The 19,208-nt window shown below is 37.9% G+C and carries 21 protein-coding genes; 10 read left to right on the forward strand and 11 right to left on the reverse strand.

All coding sequences use genetic code 11. The annotated features are described in order from the left end of the window. Positions 1-111: 111 nt before the first annotated feature. Positions 112-1,110: a metal ABC transporter solute-binding protein, Zn/Mn family gene (locus H6G44_RS01680; RefSeq protein WP_190384810.1), complete on the reverse strand. Its 999-nt coding sequence runs from the start codon at positions 1,108-1,110 to the stop codon at positions 112-114. 14 nt (positions 1,111-1,124) lie between these two features. On the opposite strand from H6G44_RS01680, the gene H6G44_RS01685 reads away from it, so the two are divergent. Beyond that, complete coding sequence (locus H6G44_RS01685) at positions 1,125-1,379, forward strand: hypothetical protein (RefSeq protein ID WP_190384811.1); 255 nt, start codon at positions 1,125-1,127, stop codon at positions 1,377-1,379. 42 nt (positions 1,380-1,421) lie between these two features. Here the strand turns inward: H6G44_RS01685 and H6G44_RS01690 are convergent, their stop codons facing one another. After that, entirely contained in the window at positions 1,422-2,765 is a 1,344-nt protein-coding gene (locus tag H6G44_RS01690; protein ID WP_190384812.1) for a Mur ligase family protein, read from the reverse strand. A gap of 231 nt (positions 2,766-2,996) precedes the next feature. On the opposite strand from H6G44_RS01690, the gene H6G44_RS01695 reads away from it, so the two are divergent. Next, positions 2,997-3,587: a thylakoid membrane photosystem I accumulation factor gene (locus tag H6G44_RS01695; protein ID WP_190384813.1), complete on the forward strand. Its 591-nt coding sequence runs from the start codon at positions 2,997-2,999 to the stop codon at positions 3,585-3,587. Positions 3,588-3,783: 196 nt separating this feature from the next. On the opposite strand, the gene purQ is transcribed toward H6G44_RS01695, so the two are convergent. Then, entirely contained in the window at positions 3,784-4,455 is a 672-nt protein-coding gene (gene purQ, locus H6G44_RS01700; RefSeq protein WP_190384814.1) for a phosphoribosylformylglycinamidine synthase subunit PurQ, read from the reverse strand. Positions 4,456-4,458: 3 nt separating this feature from the next. On the opposite strand from purQ, the gene H6G44_RS01705 reads away from it, so the two are divergent. Then, positions 4,459-4,623, forward strand: a complete 165-nt coding sequence (locus tag H6G44_RS01705) for a hypothetical protein (protein ID WP_190595354.1) — start codon at positions 4,459-4,461, stop codon at positions 4,621-4,623. Between the two features lie 89 nt (positions 4,624-4,712). Here H6G44_RS01705 and purS read toward each other — a convergent pair whose 3' ends face one another. After that, positions 4,713-4,991: a phosphoribosylformylglycinamidine synthase subunit PurS gene (purS, locus tag H6G44_RS01710; RefSeq protein WP_190384875.1), complete on the reverse strand. Its 279-nt coding sequence runs from the start codon at positions 4,989-4,991 to the stop codon at positions 4,713-4,715. A gap of 136 nt (positions 4,992-5,127) precedes the next feature. Between purS and H6G44_RS01715 the strand changes: the two genes are divergently transcribed. Continuing rightward, complete coding sequence (locus tag H6G44_RS01715) at positions 5,128-5,514, forward strand: Fur family transcriptional regulator (RefSeq protein WP_190384816.1); 387 nt, start codon at positions 5,128-5,130, stop codon at positions 5,512-5,514. Between the two features lie 3 nt (positions 5,515-5,517). Here H6G44_RS01715 and H6G44_RS01720 read toward each other — a convergent pair whose 3' ends face one another. Together H6G44_RS01720 and H6G44_RS01725 are read right to left on the reverse strand one after the other, a co-directional pair. Then, complete coding sequence (locus H6G44_RS01720; RefSeq protein ID WP_190384817.1) at positions 5,518-6,495, reverse strand: SPFH domain-containing protein; 978 nt, start codon at positions 6,493-6,495, stop codon at positions 5,518-5,520. A gap of 48 nt (positions 6,496-6,543) precedes the next feature. Beyond that, positions 6,544-6,975 (reverse strand): NfeD family protein, encoded by a 432-nt coding sequence (locus tag H6G44_RS01725; RefSeq protein WP_190384818.1) that lies wholly within the window; start codon positions 6,973-6,975, stop codon positions 6,544-6,546. A 206-nt stretch (positions 6,976-7,181) separates the two neighbouring features. On the opposite strand from H6G44_RS01725, the gene H6G44_RS01730 reads away from it, so the two are divergent. Together H6G44_RS01730 and H6G44_RS01735 are read left to right on the forward strand one after the other, a co-directional pair. Continuing rightward, positions 7,182-9,119: a protein phosphatase 2C domain-containing protein gene (locus H6G44_RS01730; protein WP_190384819.1), complete on the forward strand. Its 1,938-nt coding sequence runs from the start codon at positions 7,182-7,184 to the stop codon at positions 9,117-9,119. 111 nt (positions 9,120-9,230) lie between these two features. Continuing rightward, positions 9,231-9,452: a ferredoxin-thioredoxin reductase variable chain gene (locus H6G44_RS01735; RefSeq protein ID WP_190384820.1), complete on the forward strand. Its 222-nt coding sequence runs from the start codon at positions 9,231-9,233 to the stop codon at positions 9,450-9,452. 83 nt (positions 9,453-9,535) lie between these two features. Here the strand turns inward: H6G44_RS01735 and hetI are convergent, their stop codons facing one another. Beyond that, the gene (hetI, locus tag H6G44_RS01740; RefSeq protein WP_190384821.1) at positions 9,536-10,258 is read right to left on the reverse strand and encodes a 4'-phosphopantetheinyl transferase HetI; all 723 of its coding nucleotides are present in this window, start codon (positions 10,256-10,258) and stop codon (positions 9,536-9,538) included. Between the two features lie 12 nt (positions 10,259-10,270). Then, positions 10,271-11,344 (reverse strand): YheT family hydrolase, encoded by a 1,074-nt coding sequence (locus H6G44_RS01745; RefSeq protein ID WP_190384822.1) that lies wholly within the window; start codon positions 11,342-11,344, stop codon positions 10,271-10,273. Positions 11,345-11,564: 220 nt separating this feature from the next. Between H6G44_RS01745 and H6G44_RS01750 the strand changes: the two genes are divergently transcribed. The 3 genes from H6G44_RS01750 to H6G44_RS01760 all read left to right on the forward strand — a co-directional run bounded on the left by H6G44_RS01750 (position 11,565) and on the right by H6G44_RS01760 (position 14,849). After that, entirely contained in the window at positions 11,565-12,308 is a 744-nt protein-coding gene (locus H6G44_RS01750; protein ID WP_190384823.1) for a response regulator transcription factor, read from the forward strand. Positions 12,309-12,478: 170 nt separating this feature from the next. Beyond that, positions 12,479-13,843: a ribosome biogenesis GTPase Der gene (gene der / locus H6G44_RS01755; protein ID WP_190384824.1), complete on the forward strand. Its 1,365-nt coding sequence runs from the start codon at positions 12,479-12,481 to the stop codon at positions 13,841-13,843. A 73-nt stretch (positions 13,844-13,916) separates the two neighbouring features. After that, entirely contained in the window at positions 13,917-14,849 is a 933-nt protein-coding gene (locus H6G44_RS01760; RefSeq protein WP_190384825.1) for an energy-coupling factor transporter transmembrane component T family protein, read from the forward strand. 155 nt (positions 14,850-15,004) lie between these two features. Here the strand turns inward: H6G44_RS01760 and tsaE are convergent, their stop codons facing one another. Together tsaE and H6G44_RS01770 are read right to left on the reverse strand one after the other, a co-directional pair. Then, entirely contained in the window at positions 15,005-15,445 is a 441-nt protein-coding gene (tsaE, locus tag H6G44_RS01765) for a tRNA (adenosine(37)-N6)-threonylcarbamoyltransferase complex ATPase subunit type 1 TsaE (RefSeq protein WP_190384826.1), read from the reverse strand. 24 nt (positions 15,446-15,469) lie between these two features. Further along, positions 15,470-16,843, reverse strand: a complete 1,374-nt coding sequence (locus tag H6G44_RS01770; protein ID WP_190384827.1) for a gluconeogenesis factor YvcK family protein — start codon at positions 16,841-16,843, stop codon at positions 15,470-15,472. Positions 16,844-17,039: 196 nt separating this feature from the next. Here H6G44_RS01770 and ruvC point away from each other — a divergent pair, with 196 nt between their 5' ends. Beyond that, positions 17,040-17,531 carry a crossover junction endodeoxyribonuclease RuvC gene (gene ruvC, locus H6G44_RS01775; RefSeq protein WP_190384828.1) on the forward strand — a complete coding sequence of 164 codons (492 nt, stop codon included), beginning with the start codon at positions 17,040-17,042 and terminating at the stop codon, positions 17,529-17,531. A gap of 361 nt (positions 17,532-17,892) precedes the next feature. On the opposite strand, the gene H6G44_RS01780 is transcribed toward ruvC, so the two are convergent. Continuing rightward, the gene (locus H6G44_RS01780) at positions 17,893-19,119 is read right to left on the reverse strand and encodes a tetratricopeptide repeat protein (protein ID WP_190384829.1); all 1,227 of its coding nucleotides are present in this window, start codon (positions 19,117-19,119) and stop codon (positions 17,893-17,895) included. Between the last annotated feature and the right edge of the window lie 89 nt (positions 19,120-19,208).

Genomic DNA, 19,208 nt, shown 5'->3' on the forward strand with positions numbered 1-19,208 from the left:
GTATTGACACCTTGACATTTTATGCTATTATTATAGTGTAGAATCTGGAGTCTGTTTTATCCAAAATTTGGATTTCTTAGTAATATATTTTCCTTATACGGAAATCAGCAGCTATTGATTTTGAGAACTTTTAGGCTCAAACTTTAGATATGTTCCTCCCAATCCTTCTAGAATTATCCTTGTATTAGCAGCCATCATTTTTTGATAAGTTTCTCCGTCGGTTCCCGGTTTACCTAGTCCATCAATATAAAGTGACCTTTGAAAAACTTTCACTTTTGCCTGTGTGGCTATAGGTACAAGTAAATTAGAATTGGTGTTTGTGTCTGCAAAAATTGTTGGTACTTGAGCTTTTTGAATATCTCTAGCCAAAATTTTAACTTTTGTATCTGTCAGTTTTGGTGCATTTTTGACATTTGCTAAATTGATTAGATAGGGAATATTATAACTATTAACATAATAAATCATTGCTGAATTGGTTGTAATTAATTTGAGATTTTTAGCGGGAATACTAGCTAATCTTACTTTAATCCAATTATTAATTTGATTGATTTCTCTAGTTACTTTTTCTGTGTTCTTATTATAAATATTTTTATTTTTTGGTGATAATTTAATTAAACTAGTATTAATTATTTCTACCATTTTGATAGTATTATTTGGATTATGCCAGACATGAGGTTCAATAATTTGTTTACGGTTTTTGATAATTTTGAGAGGATTTATAACAGCACGTTGAGCAACAGCAATTTTTAATTTAGAATTTTTAATCACCTTAATGATTTTCATTAAACCTGGTTCAAATTCATAGCCATGATATAGCAACAAATCAGCATTTTTAATGGTTTGAATATCTTCTGGTATGGGTTGATAATTGATAGGATTAATACCAGGAGGAATTAGACAAATAAGATTAATTGTATCTTCAGCAACTTGTTTTGTTAAATCGCAAATTATGCTATTAGTGGCTACTACCAGGGGTAAATTCTGATTAATATTGCTATTTGTGGTATTATATGTGTTATTAATAGTTTTATTTTCACACCCAAATAAACCCACCATTAAACCTAAAATGATAGTCTTTAATAAATGTGTAGATAGTCTTTTTTCTAACATAAATTAGTTGTCAGTTGTCAGTTGTCAGTTGTCAGTTGTCAGTTGTCAGTTGTCAGTTGTCAGTTGTCAGTTGTCAGTTGTTAGTTGTCATTACCAATTACCCATTACCAATTACCAATTACCCATTACCAATTACCCATTACCAATTACCAATTACCCATTACCAATTACCCATTACCAATTACCCATTACCAATTACCCATTACCCATTACCAATTACCCATTACCAATTACCCATTACCAATTACCCATTACCAATTACCCATTAACAATTACCAATTACCCATTAACAATTACCAATTCCTCAATTATTAGAGAATTTTTCTACCAGTCAATACTTCTCGCACTTCTAGCATGGCTGAATAGGTGGGGAGAATGTGTAAAGTTTCATTTGCTGGTGTATGATCTAGAGCAGTAGCGATCGCTTGCTGTAAATTTGACTCTACAATTAGGTTAATGCCACTGTCCAGAGATTCCTGACTATAATAGAGACGTAAGGCCATATCATACACCCGATCACCACTCACAATCAAAGTTCCACCCCGGTCCACTAACTTTTCTGTATCTACATCCCAAATCCATGATACATCAGTACCATCAGGAGTCCTATCATTCAACACCAATAAAGTAGTTTTATCGGTACTTTGAGTGACGACACGAATAGTCTCATTTGTACCCACAGGATTTTTTGATAATAAAATCCGTACCCGTTTACCGTCAATAACTAAATCTTCTGCACGACCAAAAGCAGCTTGAAAATTATTAATTCCATCTCTGATAATTATTTCATCAATTCCTAATTCTTTCGCTGCTGTGGCTGCGGCCAAAGTATTGTATTTATTGTACAAACCCACAAGAATTTGTGACCATTCCTGACTGAACAAAACGGGTTGACTTTTACTAAAACCACAACTAGGACAATTAAAATCTCCCAAATGGGATAAATAAACCCCTTGATAATCTAAAGCATGGCCACATCTGGGACAATAGATAGAATCAACCGCGTGAGGAATAGCTTCCAAATAATTTTCTGGTTCATTTAAACCAAAAAATAAAACCTTTTGTGGTAACTGTTGACCTAGGTATGATAAAGTCGGATCATCAGCATTAGGAATAACCACCGTTGTTTCTGGTAAACTAGCAATAACCTTTGTCCACCGCTTACTAATACTATCTACTTCTCCATATCTATCCAGTTGGTCACGGAACAGATTTAAACAGAGAATAATTCGAGGTTTTAGCGGTTTTAAAACCTTGGGAACTATATTTTCATCAACTTCCAAAATTGCATAATCTACATTTAAATTTCCTAGCAGACTAGCATTGTCTATTAAAGCCGTCGCTAACCCATTTTCCAGATTTGCACCTGTAGAATTATGAGCAACCCGAAAACCCTTTCGTTCTAAAATAGTGCATAATAATAAAGCGGTAGTCGTCTTCCCATTTGTTCCCGCAATGAGAATTACCCCATTCTTAACTTGCTGACTCAATAACTCCAAAATCCGGGGTTCTATCCGTCGTCCAATAGAACCTGGTAAGACACTAGCAGCACCAAGACGCAGTGACCTCACCAAAAAAGTCACACTTTTTGCCATTGATACCGCAAAACCTAAGCGGAGTCTATCTATAACTTTTATTTTTTTACCCACAGTCATGATTTATTAATAACCTGTAATTGCCAGAAGAATTTTTGTTCGAGCAAGTTTAACTAATTAAAGAAGATAGCATCATTCATGAGTACAGTCTAACTGACAAATAATTTTTTCTTGGAAAATACCATGTAAAGGTTATCTTAAAAAATAGTGCGTGTGATTATTATCCTAACCAGTTAACATCAGGTCAGCACAAACTCAGGAAAAATAGTAGCAAAAACAAGGTTTCTATTAATGAATAGCATAAAGTGGCTTTTTTCACAAACTCAAATAATTACTAACGGTTTGCGGTTAGTGTCTAAATGCTTATTGCTTGGCTGCTTGTTATTCGTAATTAGTATGCAGCCAGCATTAGCAGGTATCAAAGATGATCGATATGATGGCAATATCTTTGTAATATATGCTGGTAATGGTTCTCTAGTTCCTGCCAAAGAAACACTAGCTCAGACATTAGCAGAACACAAACCAGCCATATTGACATTTTACACTGATGATAGTAGTGATTGCAAAAAATATGCCCCGGTTGTTTCCGAGATGCAAGCATTCTATGGACGCGCTACAGAAATCATTCCTATCAGCGTTGATACAATAGCTGACAAGACCTATCAACCCACAGAGCCAGGATATTACTATGGAGGAAGTGTTCCTCAAGTGGTAGTATTTAACCAATCTGGTCAGGTAATTTTGAATAAAAAAGGCCAAGTACCTTTTGAGGAAATAGATGACAAATTGAGAGAAATATTTGACTTATTACCCCGTACTGAGTCAGTTGAGTTAAAACGACGTTCACCTAAAGAATTTAGTAGTCAGTTAGAAGATCAATAGAATAGCACAAGTCAGGAGTTCTAACTCCTTTCCTTTCCCTCGCTTCCCCTCTTTCCCAGTCTGAGACTGGGAATGCTATCACAGAGGCTCTGCCTCTACTATTATCGAAAGCAGAACCTTCTGAATTCATTCCCATAAAGAACATGGAAACGAGAAATGAGAAATAGACCTTGAGAGATTTTAGCCCAGATTTTCTCTACACCACAGCCCCTACCCTCTCCAACAAACCCTGAAATAAGCGCAAACCATCGCTATTACCTAACGCTTTATCTGCTGCTCGTTCTGGATGTGGCATCATGCCCAAAACATTACCTTGAAGATTACAAATCCCCGCAATGTCATTAAGTGAACCATTGGGATTTTCTTGATAACGAAATAAAACTTGTCCATTAGCTTCGATTTCTGCTAAAGTAGATTCGTCACTGTAGAATCGCCCTTCTCCGTGAGCAATAGGTAAAGTGATAACTTCACCTTCAGTATAACCATAAGTCCAGGGTAAATTATTCCGCTCAACTTTCAACGAAGAGCGATCGCAAATAAAGTGCAGATCTTGATTTCTCGCCAATGCCCCAGGTAATAAGCCAGCCTCAGTTAATACCTGAAATCCGTTACAAATACCGATGACAAATTTACCTTTTAGTGCATGATCAATCACCTGCTGCATTACAGGAGAAAAGCGAGCAATCGCACCACAACGTAAATAATCCCCGTAACTAAAGCCACCAGGGATAATCACTACATCTATATCACTAATATCCGTCTCTTGATGCCAAATCATGCGCGTTGCTTGTCCTAGCAAGTCTCTAGTAACATAGGCAACATCACGATCACAATTAGACCCTGGAAAAACTAAAATACCGAATTTCATTGTTTGTCAGTTGTCAGTTGTTGGTGGTCAGTTGTTGGTGGTCAGTTGTTGGTGGTCAGTTGTTGGTGGTCAGTTGTTGGTGGTCAGTTGTTGGTGGTCAGTTGTTGGTGGTCAGTTGTTGGTGGTCAGTTGTTGGTTGTTGGTTGTCAGTTGTCAGTTGTTGGGTAGGTAAAAGGCAAAAGATGAAAAGATGATAATTTTCCCAATTACCAATCACCAATCACCAATTACCAATCACCAATCACCAATTACCAGATTCAAAATACTCCAGTTTGTGATTCTACCTCAATCAAATCAAAGCGATAATTTTCAATTACCGGATTTGATAACATTTGGTCACAGATTCGATTTAAGTCTCGACGGGCTTTCATTTCATCAGGTGCGACAATAGTTAACTCAATGTACTTACCAATCCTTACCTGTTCCACATTTTCGTATCCCATTTGTTTGAGGCCAGATTGTACAGCCACACCAGCAGGATCTAAAACTGAAGTCCGAAGGGTCACGAAAATTTTAGCTAAATATTTGATTTGCACAGGCTTTTTGCTGAATGCTGCGATCGCTATACTATAACTTTTATGCTCCAACTGAGTGAAAATATAATTAGGACTTAGCAATGTAGGGGTAGTTCATGAATTACCCCTACAATAGATACAAATTTAACAAACATTTATGAGAGCGATACATACCCGTAGTCAAGAACGGATTTTAAACCTGTTACAAAATATTAAACAAGGCATTTCCGCTCAAGATATTTACGTAGAGCTACGTAATCTTAAACAAAGCATGGGTTTAGCAACAGTTTACCGTTCCTTGGATGCTCTCAAACTAGAAGGCTTAGTCCAGGTGCGAACTTTGGCTAATGGGGAAGCCCTGTATAGCTTGGTACAACAAGACAAACATCATTTAACCTGCCTACAATGCGGTATTTCCATACCCATTCATCAATGTCCCGTTCATGAACTGGAAAACCAATTACAAACCAAGCATGAATTTAAAGTTTTTTATCACACCCTAGAGTTTTTTGGACTGTGTAAAAAATGTCAATCTAAGGCTTGAAGTTCAATTTTTGGGAAATAAAGGTTGGGAATCACCATTAGAATCAGAGACAATAGCACGAATACCTTCCAAAGTGGCCGGAATAGTGCGAGGGTCCATAAACATCACCTTGCTACTATCGCTTTTACCAATAGTAGTCCCCATATCAAGATAGCCCAAAGCAAACAGAACTTCTAGAGCTTTCTCTGCATCAGGGTTAGCCTTGATTCTTTGGGCGATAATTTCCGCTGATTCAGCGATAGCTTGCGCCTTTAAAACCTGTTGTTGGCGTTCTGCTTGCGCCCTGAGAATGATTGATTTTTGTTCGGCTTCTGCCCGCATAATTACTGATTTTTGTTGAGCTTCAGCGTCCAAAATTTGAGCATCTGCCTTACCTCTAGCACTATTCACAGCGGATTCTCTATCACCTTCAGAAGTTAAAATAGATGCCCGTTTCCGTCTTTCCGCTGACATTTGCAATTCCATTGCTTCCCGTACAGCCTGAGAAGGAATAATATCTCTCAATTCCACCCGCGTTACCTTCACACCCCAAGGATCAGTAGAAACATCTAAGTCCTGTAACAACAATTCATTAATTTGAGTACGGGCGGTAAATGTTTGATCTAACTCTAATTGTCCCATTTCCGAACGAATTTGAGTTAATACCAGATTCACCATAGCCGACTGGAGATCCTCCACTTTATAGCGGGCTTTTTCCATATCCACAATTCGCCAGTAAACCACAGCATCCACCTCAATACCTACATTATCACGGGTGATACACTTTTGGGGCGGAATGTCTAAAACCTTTTCCCGAATGGTTTCTTGATAGATAACTTGATCAACAAACGGCAGGACAAAATTTAGCCCCGGTTGCATTTTCTTGTTAAAACTACCCAATCTTTCCACCAAAGCTTCATTTCCCTGATTAACAACACGCACAGATCCAGCAACAGCAGAACCACCAAGTGCTAAAACGATTAGTAAAAACAACTGTTCCATAAGTAGACATCTCCTCCTTTGTAGATACTGGCCAATACCAACTAATAACTAACTCAAAAAATTATCAGGCATCACAATTAAAGTTGTTCCCTCCCTTCTCACTACATAAACTGTTTGTTGAGATGGTAAGGTAATTTTGTGATCATCACATTTTGCTCGCCAAGAGTTACCTTCGTATAGTACCCTACCGACCTGCCCTGGTAAAATTTCTGTTAAAGTTTCCCCGATAGCAGCATCTTGAATTAGGGATTTCCTGCGTCGTGGTTGTAAAAATCGTCGGGAAAGGATGGTCAAGGTTGTGGACAATAACAGCCAAGCTGCAACTTGTATCCACAAATTACCTATACCCAGATAAGATAAAAGTCCCACCATTAAGGCACTAGTTCCCATTATGAAGCAAACAAAAGCCGATGGTAAGAAAAGTTCCGTTAAACACAGAACCGACCCCCCTAACAGCCAAATTAAACTAGAACTTGGCATAACGCTTTTCCCTCACAATCAGTTGACACATACCAATATTAAGGCTGAGCATAATCATGAAATCCATTAATTCATCCATCCTTAGCTACGTTTATCTGCGGTCAAATATTCTTATGATCTTTTTCCATGCAGTGTCATCATAAGGTGATATTTAGATACAACGATACAATTAATATTTACAGAAAAAACCTATCCTGATTTTAATTATGTTTTCTAGTCAACGGGTGATTAATTGCCCAAATTCAGAATGTGACCAGCCTTTGAACGTAGTGGGGGATACTATTTGCCATTACTGTCAAACGCCCCTAATTTACCACTATCTCTGGGCTACTGGCAACCAAGCCGCAGAAATTCCCCCAGGAACAAAGGTAGCAGACAGATATGAGGTAATCAAGCCGCAAATTTGGCTAGATACCCAACCGGGAATATTAGCACATATACCCGCAGAATTGCCAAATCTAGTTATTCCTTATTTGCGCTTGTATTCAAAACGGTTACATATTCCCCAAGCTTATGGGTTTACTTCTTTAGCAGAAATAGATGGTGATATTTTACTACTAGAAAATGCCCCCATAGATGAAACAGGCTGTATTTACCCGACTATTAGCGATTCCTGGGGACAAGCATCTCCTGTGAGGCAAGTTTACTGGTTATGGCAAATTCTCCAATTATGGACTCCTTTATCAGAATTGGGAGTTAATCAAAGTTTGCTCTTAGCAGATAATTTATGTGTACAAGGTTGGTGTATTCGGTTATTAGAACTGCATCAAAATACGGAAAAACTAACTTTAAAAGATTTAGGTAATTTTTGGCGCAATTGGGTGACATCAGGAAAAACCAGAATTGCTGAAAAATTAGTAAGCATAGTTGAGTTAATGTGTCAACCTGAAAATGATTTAGAGGTTATTCATACTCAACTCAATGAGTTATTACTGACAAAAGCCGCAGAATTACCTTTGTATTTAACTATAACCGGAGCAACGGATACAGGTCTTGTCATCAAACATAATGAAGATGCTTGTTATCCTAGTCATCCGAGAGACATAGAAAATCACGTACAACCACGACTAGCAATTATTTGTGATGGTATTGGCGGCCATGAAGGCGGTGAAGTGGCAAGCAAATTGGCTTTAGAGTCTCTCAAGTTGCAAATGCGAGCTTTATTGCTAGAAATAGGAGAACAGACAGAACTATTAACACCAGATTTATTGTCTCAACAAATAGAATCTTGTTTGCGAGTTGTTAATAATGTTCTATGGTCACGCAATGATGAGCAAAAACGTCAGGGTAAAGAACGCATGGCTACAACTTTATTGATGTCATTACAGATACCTCAAAGAGTTGTAACATCTTCAGGTGTTGAGTTAGAAAATGCCCATGAACTTTATTTAGCGCATATTGGTGATAGTCGTGCTTATTGGATAACCCAGAATTATTGTCAACTCCTGACTGTAGATGATGATCTGGTGAAACGGGAAGTTATTAAAGGGTTAAGTTTATACCGTCAAGCATTGCAAATACCTGAAGCTAAAGCCCTCACTCAAGCACTAGGCACAAAAGAAGCCGAATTTCTCAACTTTTCGATTCAACGATTTATCATCGAAGAAGACGGGATTTTATTGCTTTGTTCTGATGGTTTAAGTGATAGCAATTTGGTAGAACAATCTTGGCAAGATTACGCAATTCCCGTACTTACAGGTGATTTAGATATAGAAGATGCTACCCAGGAATTAATTAAACTGGCTAATGACAAGAATGGACAAGATAATATATCTGTAGTTTTAACTCTCTGTCGTGTTACTAAACCATCCTCAATAGCAATTATACCAGCACCACCTGCGGAAATTATCCCCCCTCAACCTTTAGCTGTTGCAGACCCAGAAGCATTAATGACAATTCCACCCATAGAAATAGATTTAACAGCCAGTTCTCAAGCTCTCCTGAATTTAAATCTGACCCAAACAACCAGCATGAGGATAAAACCATCTAGGGTGGCTGTCGGTTTGTTAATTTTATTTTTGGGAACTTCTACCCTCGGTTTAGGTTTATTTGCTTGGTGGCAATTATTTCCTCAATCTTTCTCCCAACTCTGCCGACAACTTCCCCAAAATGTGCGAGAATTTTGTCCAGGACGAGAAGAATAAGACAATGTATTGTAAAATTGGAATTACCCTCAAATCATGCTGGACTTTGATTTAAAAATAGCTGTAGAGATGGTTTTGGGAAAGCAAAATTTAGATAAATAATGGGATATTATGAAAGTAGGCGATCACGTGCGTGTTAAAGAATCAGTGGTAGTTTATCATCATCCTGAACATCGGGGTAATGGTTTTGACATCAAGGGTACAGAAGGGGAAGTAGTGGCTATTGTTACCCAGTGGCAGGGTAGACCCGTGAGTGCTAACTTTCCTTTTTTAGTTCAGTTTAGCAAAAAATTTAAAGCTCATTTACGCGATTTTGAACTAGAAAGCATCTAGAATAAAAATCAAAAGCATATAAGTGGAGGGAATGCGTCCATAAATATCCTAAATCAGGAATTCAGGAATTATTGAGTCTTGCTTTAGGTAATACCACATTCCCAACAATGTAAATTAATATTGCTACCTGCAACTACAACCGCAGCAGCAAAGTTTTCTACTGGTGTTAATTCCCTTAAAACCCAATCTCTTGATACAAGTAATTGACTTGGTTGATTTGGTATCAAATATATTTCGATGTCTTCTAACTGTACTAAACCATCTCCTGTCGCTTTTAGATAAGCCTCTTTACAAGTCCAGTAACGAAAAAATATTTGTTGCTGTTCTTCTGGGGAAACTAGTCGTAAATGTGCATATTCTCTAGGAGAAAAAAACCGTTTCGCTAGACTTTCTACATCGGACATAGTGCGAATATATTCTAAATCTACACCAATTTGATGTTGATAACTTACCCCACACAAAGCCAAATCTTGAGAATGAGATAAATTAAATAATAATCCCTGGTCAGCAAATTTAGCCGCTAAGAAAGGCTTACCGCGAGGCTGATATTCAAATTCTACTTGTTTGGAATCAATACCCAAATATTGCCCTAAAATGGCGCGGAGAGTGCCACGTCCAGCAATAAATCTTTGTCGATGTTCAGGAAAATAAAACCTGTCAGCGCGAGCAATTTCATCACTAGATAAAGTTGCCCAAAAAGCTTGTAATTGTGATTGTGATGGATTTAAATTAATGCGCCAAATATGCACATCATTTAATGACAAATTTAAGTTTTTAGGTGCAGGTAGCCAGTTATAATTAAACACACTTGTTAATAATTAAACTTTACTTTTTTCCAGAGAAACCTGTTCAACTTTTTGGTGACGTTTTATTTCTATCCACTGTAAAACGCGATTCCACGCCCACCACTGATCAGGATCTTGGTATTGATTTTGACATCTTCTACTACTTACATAACCAACATGTCCACCGTAGCGAGTCAGTAATAAATCTATATCGGAATTTTTCCTAGCAGCGGTTTCTAAATCAGGAATAATAGCAGGATCAAATAAGGGGTCATCAGCAGCATATAGAATTAAAGTTGGTTTAGATAGTTTAGGTAACAATTCTAACCCACTGCTGGCTTGATAATAATCAGCGACAGTAGCAAAACCCAAACGTTCAATCACCAGTTCTTCATCAAATCCCCAAATACTATTAGCCCTTTCAATAGCTTCTGGATTAATAGATTCAGGGTAAGTAGCATGGATTTTCCTAGCTAGTTTTTTTAATTCCTTAGCAATGCGAGATTCAATATATTTACCGAATGGGTGCGTAACTAAATAAGTTAGTGATCGCCAGGAATCTAAACTCGGACAAATCACCGCCCCACCAGCAAGATCAATATCTTTGGGTGCTAAATCTGCTGCGGCTTTCACTCCCCACAAAGCCAATTGTCCGCCCAAAGAATAGCCTATAAACCAAAATTGCGGAGGACAACCCATTTTCGCAGACGTTTCCGCAATTCTGACAAAATCTTCACCTTCATACAAACCGTCAGAAGTCAATGTTGGCGATAATTCTGCGGTTTTACCATGGGCTCGCCAGTCAAATAATACCACAGCATAGCCTTGGGCAAAAGCCTTACGTCCCAAAATTTGCAAAAACCATTGTTGGTCTAATTCTCCAGTAATACCATAAGTACCAATGATTGTACTATGGGCATTTGGGGGAACAGCAACTTTACCAAAAATTGGTACACCTTGCCCACCAGTGAAGATGACTTCGTGATACTCTGGTTCTGGATGAGTAGTTTTACTCTCCCAATCACGACTAGCCCATAAAGCTGTATAAGTTGTCATGGTTACGCCACTTTGCAAAAAATATGGCGGTGAATATTCGTATTTATACATAAGAATGGGACAATGATTTTGATTGTAATATTTATATTAGATTTAACATATTTTTTATAATTAAGATGATAGTCTTTTTATATATCAAGGAAAACACAAGTTTACGGTTTGCTTGATAATCTCAAAAATCCCTCAACTTGCTCCTAGAATTAGCATAGCGAACTTTTAGGAGTCGGGGAGAGTCAATTACCCTTAAATAAAGTAGTTATAATTTTTAAGAATGCCGAGGATTCTTGTCATAGATGATGACCTAGCGATTTCAGAACTTGTTGCCGTCAACTTGGAAATGGCTGGCTATGATGTTAGTCAAGCTGAAGATGGTATCAAAGGTCAAGCCCTGGCTCTCCAGCTACAACCCGATTTGATTATGCTTGATCTCATGTTGCCCAAAGTAGATGGGTTTACAATTTGTCAACGCTTACGTCGGGATGAGCGAACTGCGGAGATTCCAGTATTAATGCTGACTGCTTTAAGCCAAACTCAAAATAAAGTAGAAGGGTTTAATGCTGGTGCGGATGACTACCTTACTAAACCATTTGAGGTAGAGGAATTGTTAGCAAGAATACGGGCTTTGTTACGACGCACTGACAGGATTCCCCAAGCGGCAAAACATAGTGAAATCCTTAATTATGGACCTATTACCCTCGTTCCCGAAAGATTTGAGGCTATCTGGTTCAACGCAACGGTGAAATTGACTCATTTAGAATTTGAGTTACTCCACTGTTTGCTACAACGTCATGGACAAACCGTTTCCCCTAGCGAAATTCTTAGAGAAGTTTGGGGTTATGACCCTAATGATGATATTGAGACTATTCGGGTGCATATTCGTCACTTGAGGACTAAACTTGAACCCGAACCTCGTCATCCTCGCTACATTAAAACTGTCTATGGGGCTGGATATTGTCTAGAATTACCTAGTGTATCTTCTAGTAATGAAGAAGTTACCGCTACAATTTCTGAATAAAATCTAGTTAAATATCCTTAGTCCTTGTTCACTCATAGACAACTTTTTCAGCAAACTATAATTATCAAAAACTATGATATAATAAATAGTTCTCTAAAACAGTGCTGGGTGAAGAACGTAGAGACAAAACTCAGCACACCTACACACTCAGCACTAAAGAACTCTAGTTTATGGCATTGCCAATTGTTGCAATTATCGGTCGCCCCAATGTGGGCAAATCTACCCTTGTGAATCGTCTTGCCGGAGATCAATCGGCAATAGTCCATGATGAACCAGGTGTAACACGCGATCGCACTTACCGTCCAGCTTTTTGGAATGATCGAGAATTTGTCGTAGTGGACACAGGTGGCTTAGTTTTTAACGATGACACCGAATTTCTACCTTTGATTCGCCAACAGGCTTTAACGGCTCTTGCAGAAGCCTGTGCTGCTATTTTTGTGGTGGATGGGCAAGCTGGTCTGATGCCCGCAGATGAAGAAATTTCTGAATGGTTACGTCAACAACCAGTCCCGGTGTTGTTGGCTGTAAATAAATGTGAATCTCCCGACCAAGGATTGATTCAAGCTGCTGAATTTTGGGAATTGGGACTGGGTGAACCTTTCCCCATTTCCGCTATTCATGGTAGTGGTACGGGGGAAATTTTAGATGAGTTAATCAATCACATTCCCCATACAACGGAAATAGAGGAAAACCCAGAAATTAAAGTTGCTATTATTGGGAGGCCAAATGTCGGAAAATCCAGTCTACTAAATGCTTTTGTCGGTGAAAATAGAGCTATTGTCAGTCCTATTTCTGGAACAACTAGAGATACAATTGATACGATAGTTGAACGAGGTGGACAAACCTACAGATTAATTGATACCGCTGGTATTCGCAAAAAGAAACATATAGAATACGGTACGGAATTTTTCAGTATTAACCGCGCTTTTAAAGCTATTCGTCGTTCTGATGTGGTTTTATTAGTGATTGATGCCGTAGATGGTGTGACTGAACAAGATCAAAAATTAGCTGGACGGATTTTAGAAGAAGGTCGGGCTTGTGTTATTGTTGTTAACAAGTGGGATGCTGTTGCCAAGGATTCTTATACCATCTATGATCATGAAAAAGAATTAGAATCACGCTTACATTTTACTGAATGGGCAGATACTATTTTTGTGAGTGCTGTTACGGGATTAAGAGTAGAAAAGATTTTAGAATTGGTTAATCAAGCTGCTGAATCCCATAAACGCCGTGTGAGTACATCAGTAATTAATGAAGTGCTAGAAGATGCTATTAGTTGGCATTCTCCACCGACTTCACGGGGCGGTCGTCAGGGTAAGATCTACTATGGCACTCAGGTGAGTAGTCAACCTCCTTCTATTGCTCTGTTTGTTAATGATAATACCCGTTTTAATGACAATTATCGCCGCTACATTGAACGCCAATTCCGTAAACAGTTAGGCTTTCAAGGGACACCCATTCGCCTATTTTGGCGGAGTAAGAAAGTTCGAGAAATGGAAATTGGTGGTCCGAATCGTGCTACTCGTGTAAAATAAAGAACTATTGTCAGTTGGTCATCTTCCTGGACTTGAGGCCGTTGACAACTGACAACTGACCAATGACAAAAATATGGATTTATTGCGATCGCTTCCCCTCGGACTTTACTTAGAAGAACCACAAACTTGGTTACACAAACTAGATCCGCGAGTTAAGTTAATTTGGTTATTAAGCTTTCTCAGTAGCTATATTGTCGCTAATAATTATTGGCGACTATTGTTAGTATTACTACTAATTACTTTTACGGTATTTGCCAGAATTCCTCTGCGAGTATGGCGACAACAAATGGGCTGGTTGTTGATACTATCATTTATGGTATTAGTTATTGGCTCAATTAGTCCTGATGGATTAGGAGTAAGTTATCAGTCCCGTTTACCCACAAGTGAACAAATTCTCACTCAACCAATAACTGATAAAAAAACCCAAATTACTCCAAAAATAGCAGATAGTAAAAAACAATATAGCTATGTACTATTTCAGAAAGGATTTGTGAAAGTAAATCGCCGTTCTTGGGATTTGGCAATTAGCTTGAGTACAATAGTTTTTACATTAATCTACAGCACTAATTTATATTTACTCACAACCGCACCAGAAGAAATTACTTCAGGTATGGAAAGTTTAATGCAACCCCTAAGCAGGTTCAATATTCCCATTACAGAACTGACGCTGACTTTAACTTTATCCTTGCGATTTATTCCCCTAGTTTTAGAAGAAATTCAAAATCTGGTGCGTTCGGTAATGACTAGAGCAATTAATTGGAAAAAGCTAGGATTAAAAGGAGGGGCAAAAGTTTGGTTAATTGTGACTGAAAGATTATTAGAAAATCTACTTTTGCGGTCTGAACAAATGGCAAATGCGATGATAGTCAGGGGTTTTACCAGTCCTAATGAACATCAAGTTAAATGGCTTGAGTTAAAATTAAAAATAGGTGATTGGTTAGCGATCGCCACTTTAATGATATTTTGGGTAATTAGGATTGCTTTTGGTGCTGATAGCACAGCTTAAAAGTTACAGCACTTCCCGGTGTTAGGAGGTACATATCTAGCGGGCAAGATGCCCGCACCACAAGAGTTTCATGATTCAATTTTGTACCTCATCAGTGCGGAAAACTCTCTAGTTATGCTAGTAACCGCACCATTATCCTCAGTTCCGGTAGAAGTTTATATTCCTTGACATTTAACCGCAGTAATTTCCGCTAGACGGTGGACATCTTCAGTATAATTTAAACATATCTTTAAATAACTATCTGGTAAATAGGGCATCCGTTCAGCCCACTCAATTGCTACAATTCCTGGTGTTACTTCTATACCTTCCCAGTAACTTTCTAAATTCAAGCCTGTAACCTCTGGAGATTCCAAGCGGTATAAATCCAAGTGATAAAGAGGAAAACGTCCCTCTGTGTACTCATTAATGAGAGTAAAAGTAGGACTGACAATAGATTCAATTATCCCCAGCCCCTTGCCAATACCTTGCACTAAAGTAGTTTTACCAGCGCCCAAATCACCTTCTAGTAAAATCACACTACCAGCATTCAAAGTTTCCCCAAGGGTAATACCTAATTGCTGTGTTGCTTCCATGTCAGGAAGGAAAATTTTAGTCATTAGTCATTAATCCTCAGGAAACATCTACTTCCCGTGATGGGCTCCACTGTACCACTTTAATAAAACCTTGGCTAGTTTTTGTGGGTCATGGCGAACAGCACCACTTTCATCTTCAAATATAATATTAGCAGGAACTAATCGCCGTCCTGATTGAATCACAGCTTCCCTGTCTAAAAATACAGGATGGGCATTTTGTTGAGCATAACGGATTAGTGCTTGGGCTGAGGGTGTTTTTTTATGGACTAATACAGCATCAAATAACCTGCGGTTACCACAGGCATTATCTATGGCTTGAATATGTTCAGAAACGCTATATCCATCAGTTTCTCCTGGTTGGGTCATAATATTGCAAATGTAAATGCGGGGTGCATTGGTAGCAGCAATCGCATCAGCAATTTCTTGAACCAATAAATTAGGAATTAAACTAGTGTAAAGACTTCCTGGACCAATAATAATGTAATCAGCTTCTTTAATTGCTTTAATTGCGGCGGGTAATGCCGGAGGATTTTCAGGAATACAGCCAATTTTCACAATTTTTCCCGCAGCTTTGGGAATATTAGACTCACCCTCAATGCGGCGGCCATCTGTCAATTCTGCCCAGAGACGGACATCGCTAAGGGTAGCAGGTAAAACTTGTCCTCTTACTGCTAATACCTTAGAACTAGCAGCGATCGCTTGTTCCAAATCCCCAGTAATATCAGTCATGGCTGTTAAAAACAAATTACCAAAACTGTGGCCTGTTAACCCATCTCCAGCCCGAAAGCGATATTGAAATAATTCTGTCAGTAATTTTTCCTCATCTGCTAATGCTGCTAAACAATTGCGGATATCTCCAGGTGGTAAAACGCCAAACTCTTCGCGCAATCTACCAGAAGAACCGCCATCATCTGCTACGGTAACAATAGCGGTAATATTAGCACTGTAAGTTTTTAAACCTCTGAGTAAAGTTGAAAGTCCAGTTCCACCACCAACAACAACGATTTTCGGACCTCGATATAAGCGACGATGGGCTAAGAGGACATCTATCAATTCCTCTTCATTAACTCCAGGTCTGAGAACTTCTGTAATTGAACCAACAGTGCGGGATTGCCCCCATAACACCAGTAGAATACCACATATTAACAGTAATGGACCGCTGATGTAGTTAGGTAAAATGTCCGCTAGGAATCCTAAAAGACCTTTCAGTAATTCTAGTATCCAAAAAATGGGGGTTAACTTTACCCAAATAGCTAACCCCAAACTTGCCAACACCACACCCCCAACACTGATAAGTAACCAGCGTTTTACCGATAATCCAGGGGACAACCATTTGAACCATTGGTGAACCCGATAGGAGGTGCGACTGTGGGACTGTAATTGTAGCGAATTAATAGCTTGCTTCAAAAAACCGATGAACATACCTAATAAGGAAAGTTTGTACAAACAATAACAGAAACTTTACATCACCTGCTTTCAGGACTCAGGGAAAACCAGAAGATTTATTCAATTATATTTTGGAGAAGATAGGGTATCAGAAGAAAGGAGGACAAAAAAGGACAAAAAGAAAAATTACCCAATCATCAATTTTGTAACCAGTACCAATATAGAGAATTTTATGAAAAAGCGAATTTTAGGAATAGACCCAGGACTGGCAATTGTCGGATTTGGGGCAATTAATTGGCAACAAAGCCTAACTAAAGGACAAGAGACAACGGTACAGATGGTTGATTTTGGCGTAATTCGCACCAGTGCTGATATGGAAATGAGTCAACGACTATGTATTTTATTTGAGGATTTACACACCTTAATGGAGGAGTTACAACCGGATTTAGTGGCAATTGAAAAATTATTTTTCTATCGGATGGCAAATACGATTATTGTAGCACAGGCTAGAGGTGTACTGATGTTGGTTTTAGGACAGCGTCAACTTCCTTATGTAGAATTTGCACCCCCCCAAATCAAGCAAGCTTTAACGAATTATGGTAAGGCAGATAAGTCAGAAGTGCAAGAGGCTGTAATGCGGGAGTTAGATTTAGATGAAATTCCTCGTCCAGATGATGCTGCAGATGCTTTAGCTGTAGCTTTAACGGCTTCGTTTCAATTGTGAGATATAAAGCAATCACTCAACCAATAATGACCAGCAGTACCTTTGTCAAGTTACCACTAGTTCTGAGAAGAAAATCCTAGACAAAACAATCTTAATTATGTCCGCAATTTCTTATATTCTCTACCTCTTCCAGTTAGGGAAGATATGCACCTATAACAATAATCATCAATAAATCCCTTTTTCTCCAGACATAAATATAGGAATTATGTCCTAACTCTTAAATCAAAGCACTTGATTTTCTCAAATTAGTTAGTAAAAATGTAAATAAGTCTAACATCTTGTAGGCTCTCTTGGTGACAACTTAACCTTATCCAATGTCCAAAGTCCGCTAACACGGACTTTTTATTTATCTTGATATTCTCTACATTTTCTGCTCGGTTTTTAACTTTTCAATCTGTTGAGTAAAATATGCTTCTTGGTATTTAAGTTGTTTGGCCATTGCTAATCCTTTCTCAAATGCTGTTAATGCTTGGGCATATTCTTGACGTTCTAAATATAAATTTCCAATTTCGTCATAAGCTAACATTAAACCATAAAAATTGTTAGCTAATGTTTGTGTTTCTATGAGAATTTTACCAGTTTGTAAAGCCGCATCTATTTGTTTTTCTGAACGGTAGAAAGCAATTAATTTTTCTAGTGCTTCTCCTGCTCTAGCGTACTGCTCTAATTGCCATGCACTAGTATAAGCTTCTTGATAATTATCAAAAGCCTGTTGTTTTAAGTTAGTATTTTCCTTAGCTAGAGATTCATAATTTGTAGCTATGGCTAATTTTAAAGCAGGAATTTGATTTAGATTTTGTTGGTTAGTGTAAATTTGGACTAATTGATTTAATATATCTATTGCTGCTTGGGGTTGTTTAGCTTGGGCATAAATATAATTTAACTGTTCTAAATATTCTAATTCATTGTTTTTATCACCCTGATTAATCGCCAAATTTAACAGTTTTTGGTAAGTATTAGCAGCTTGAGAATAATCAAACCAACTTAAATGTAATTCTCCAATATTTTTTAAAGTTTCTATTTCCATAGATACATCTTTTTGTGCTTTTACTAAAATCAAAATCTGTTCATAAACCAATACTCCCAATTTAGGAATACGGATTTTTTGATACGCAGTTCCAAGGGATTTCCATAACTGTAAATCAGTATTTTTTTGTTTTTCCATCTCGCTTTGAATTACTTGTAATCGTTTGCTAATATATCGCACCTCTTCCCGTTCATTTTGATTCCAAGCAATTTCTCCCACTCTTGATAAAGCTTCCACCTCAGACAATGTGCCTAAAAAGCGTCTTAACCTTAATTCACGATTCCAAATCTCAAAGGCCTTCTTTTTATCTTCTCTTTGCATTGTCATCTGTGCTTCTTGATTTAATCCATCTAAGTCTGTTCTTAATTTTTGTAATTCTGTTGCTGTTAATTCCCGTTTATTTGGCAAATTTGGCAATATTGGATCATTTATAGTTATTTCTAGAGGATTGGGAGGAAACTTATCCAAATCTTCAATTTTTTTTTCTGCGGCCAGAGTGGTAAAAATACATAAATGCCAGACAATAATGGTAGTAATGATGAAAATGAAACGCTGTAGCATAGTGGATTTACTTTCCTTGTATTAATTTAAATGCAGAATTATCAATACTTATGGTGAGAGCAACTATCATGAAATGAACTAATGGTTAC

It is taken from the genome of Aphanizomenon flos-aquae FACHB-1287 (assembly GCF_014698755.1).
Classification (GTDB): Bacteria; Cyanobacteriota; Cyanobacteriia; order Cyanobacteriales; family Nostocaceae; genus Dolichospermum; species Dolichospermum flosaquae.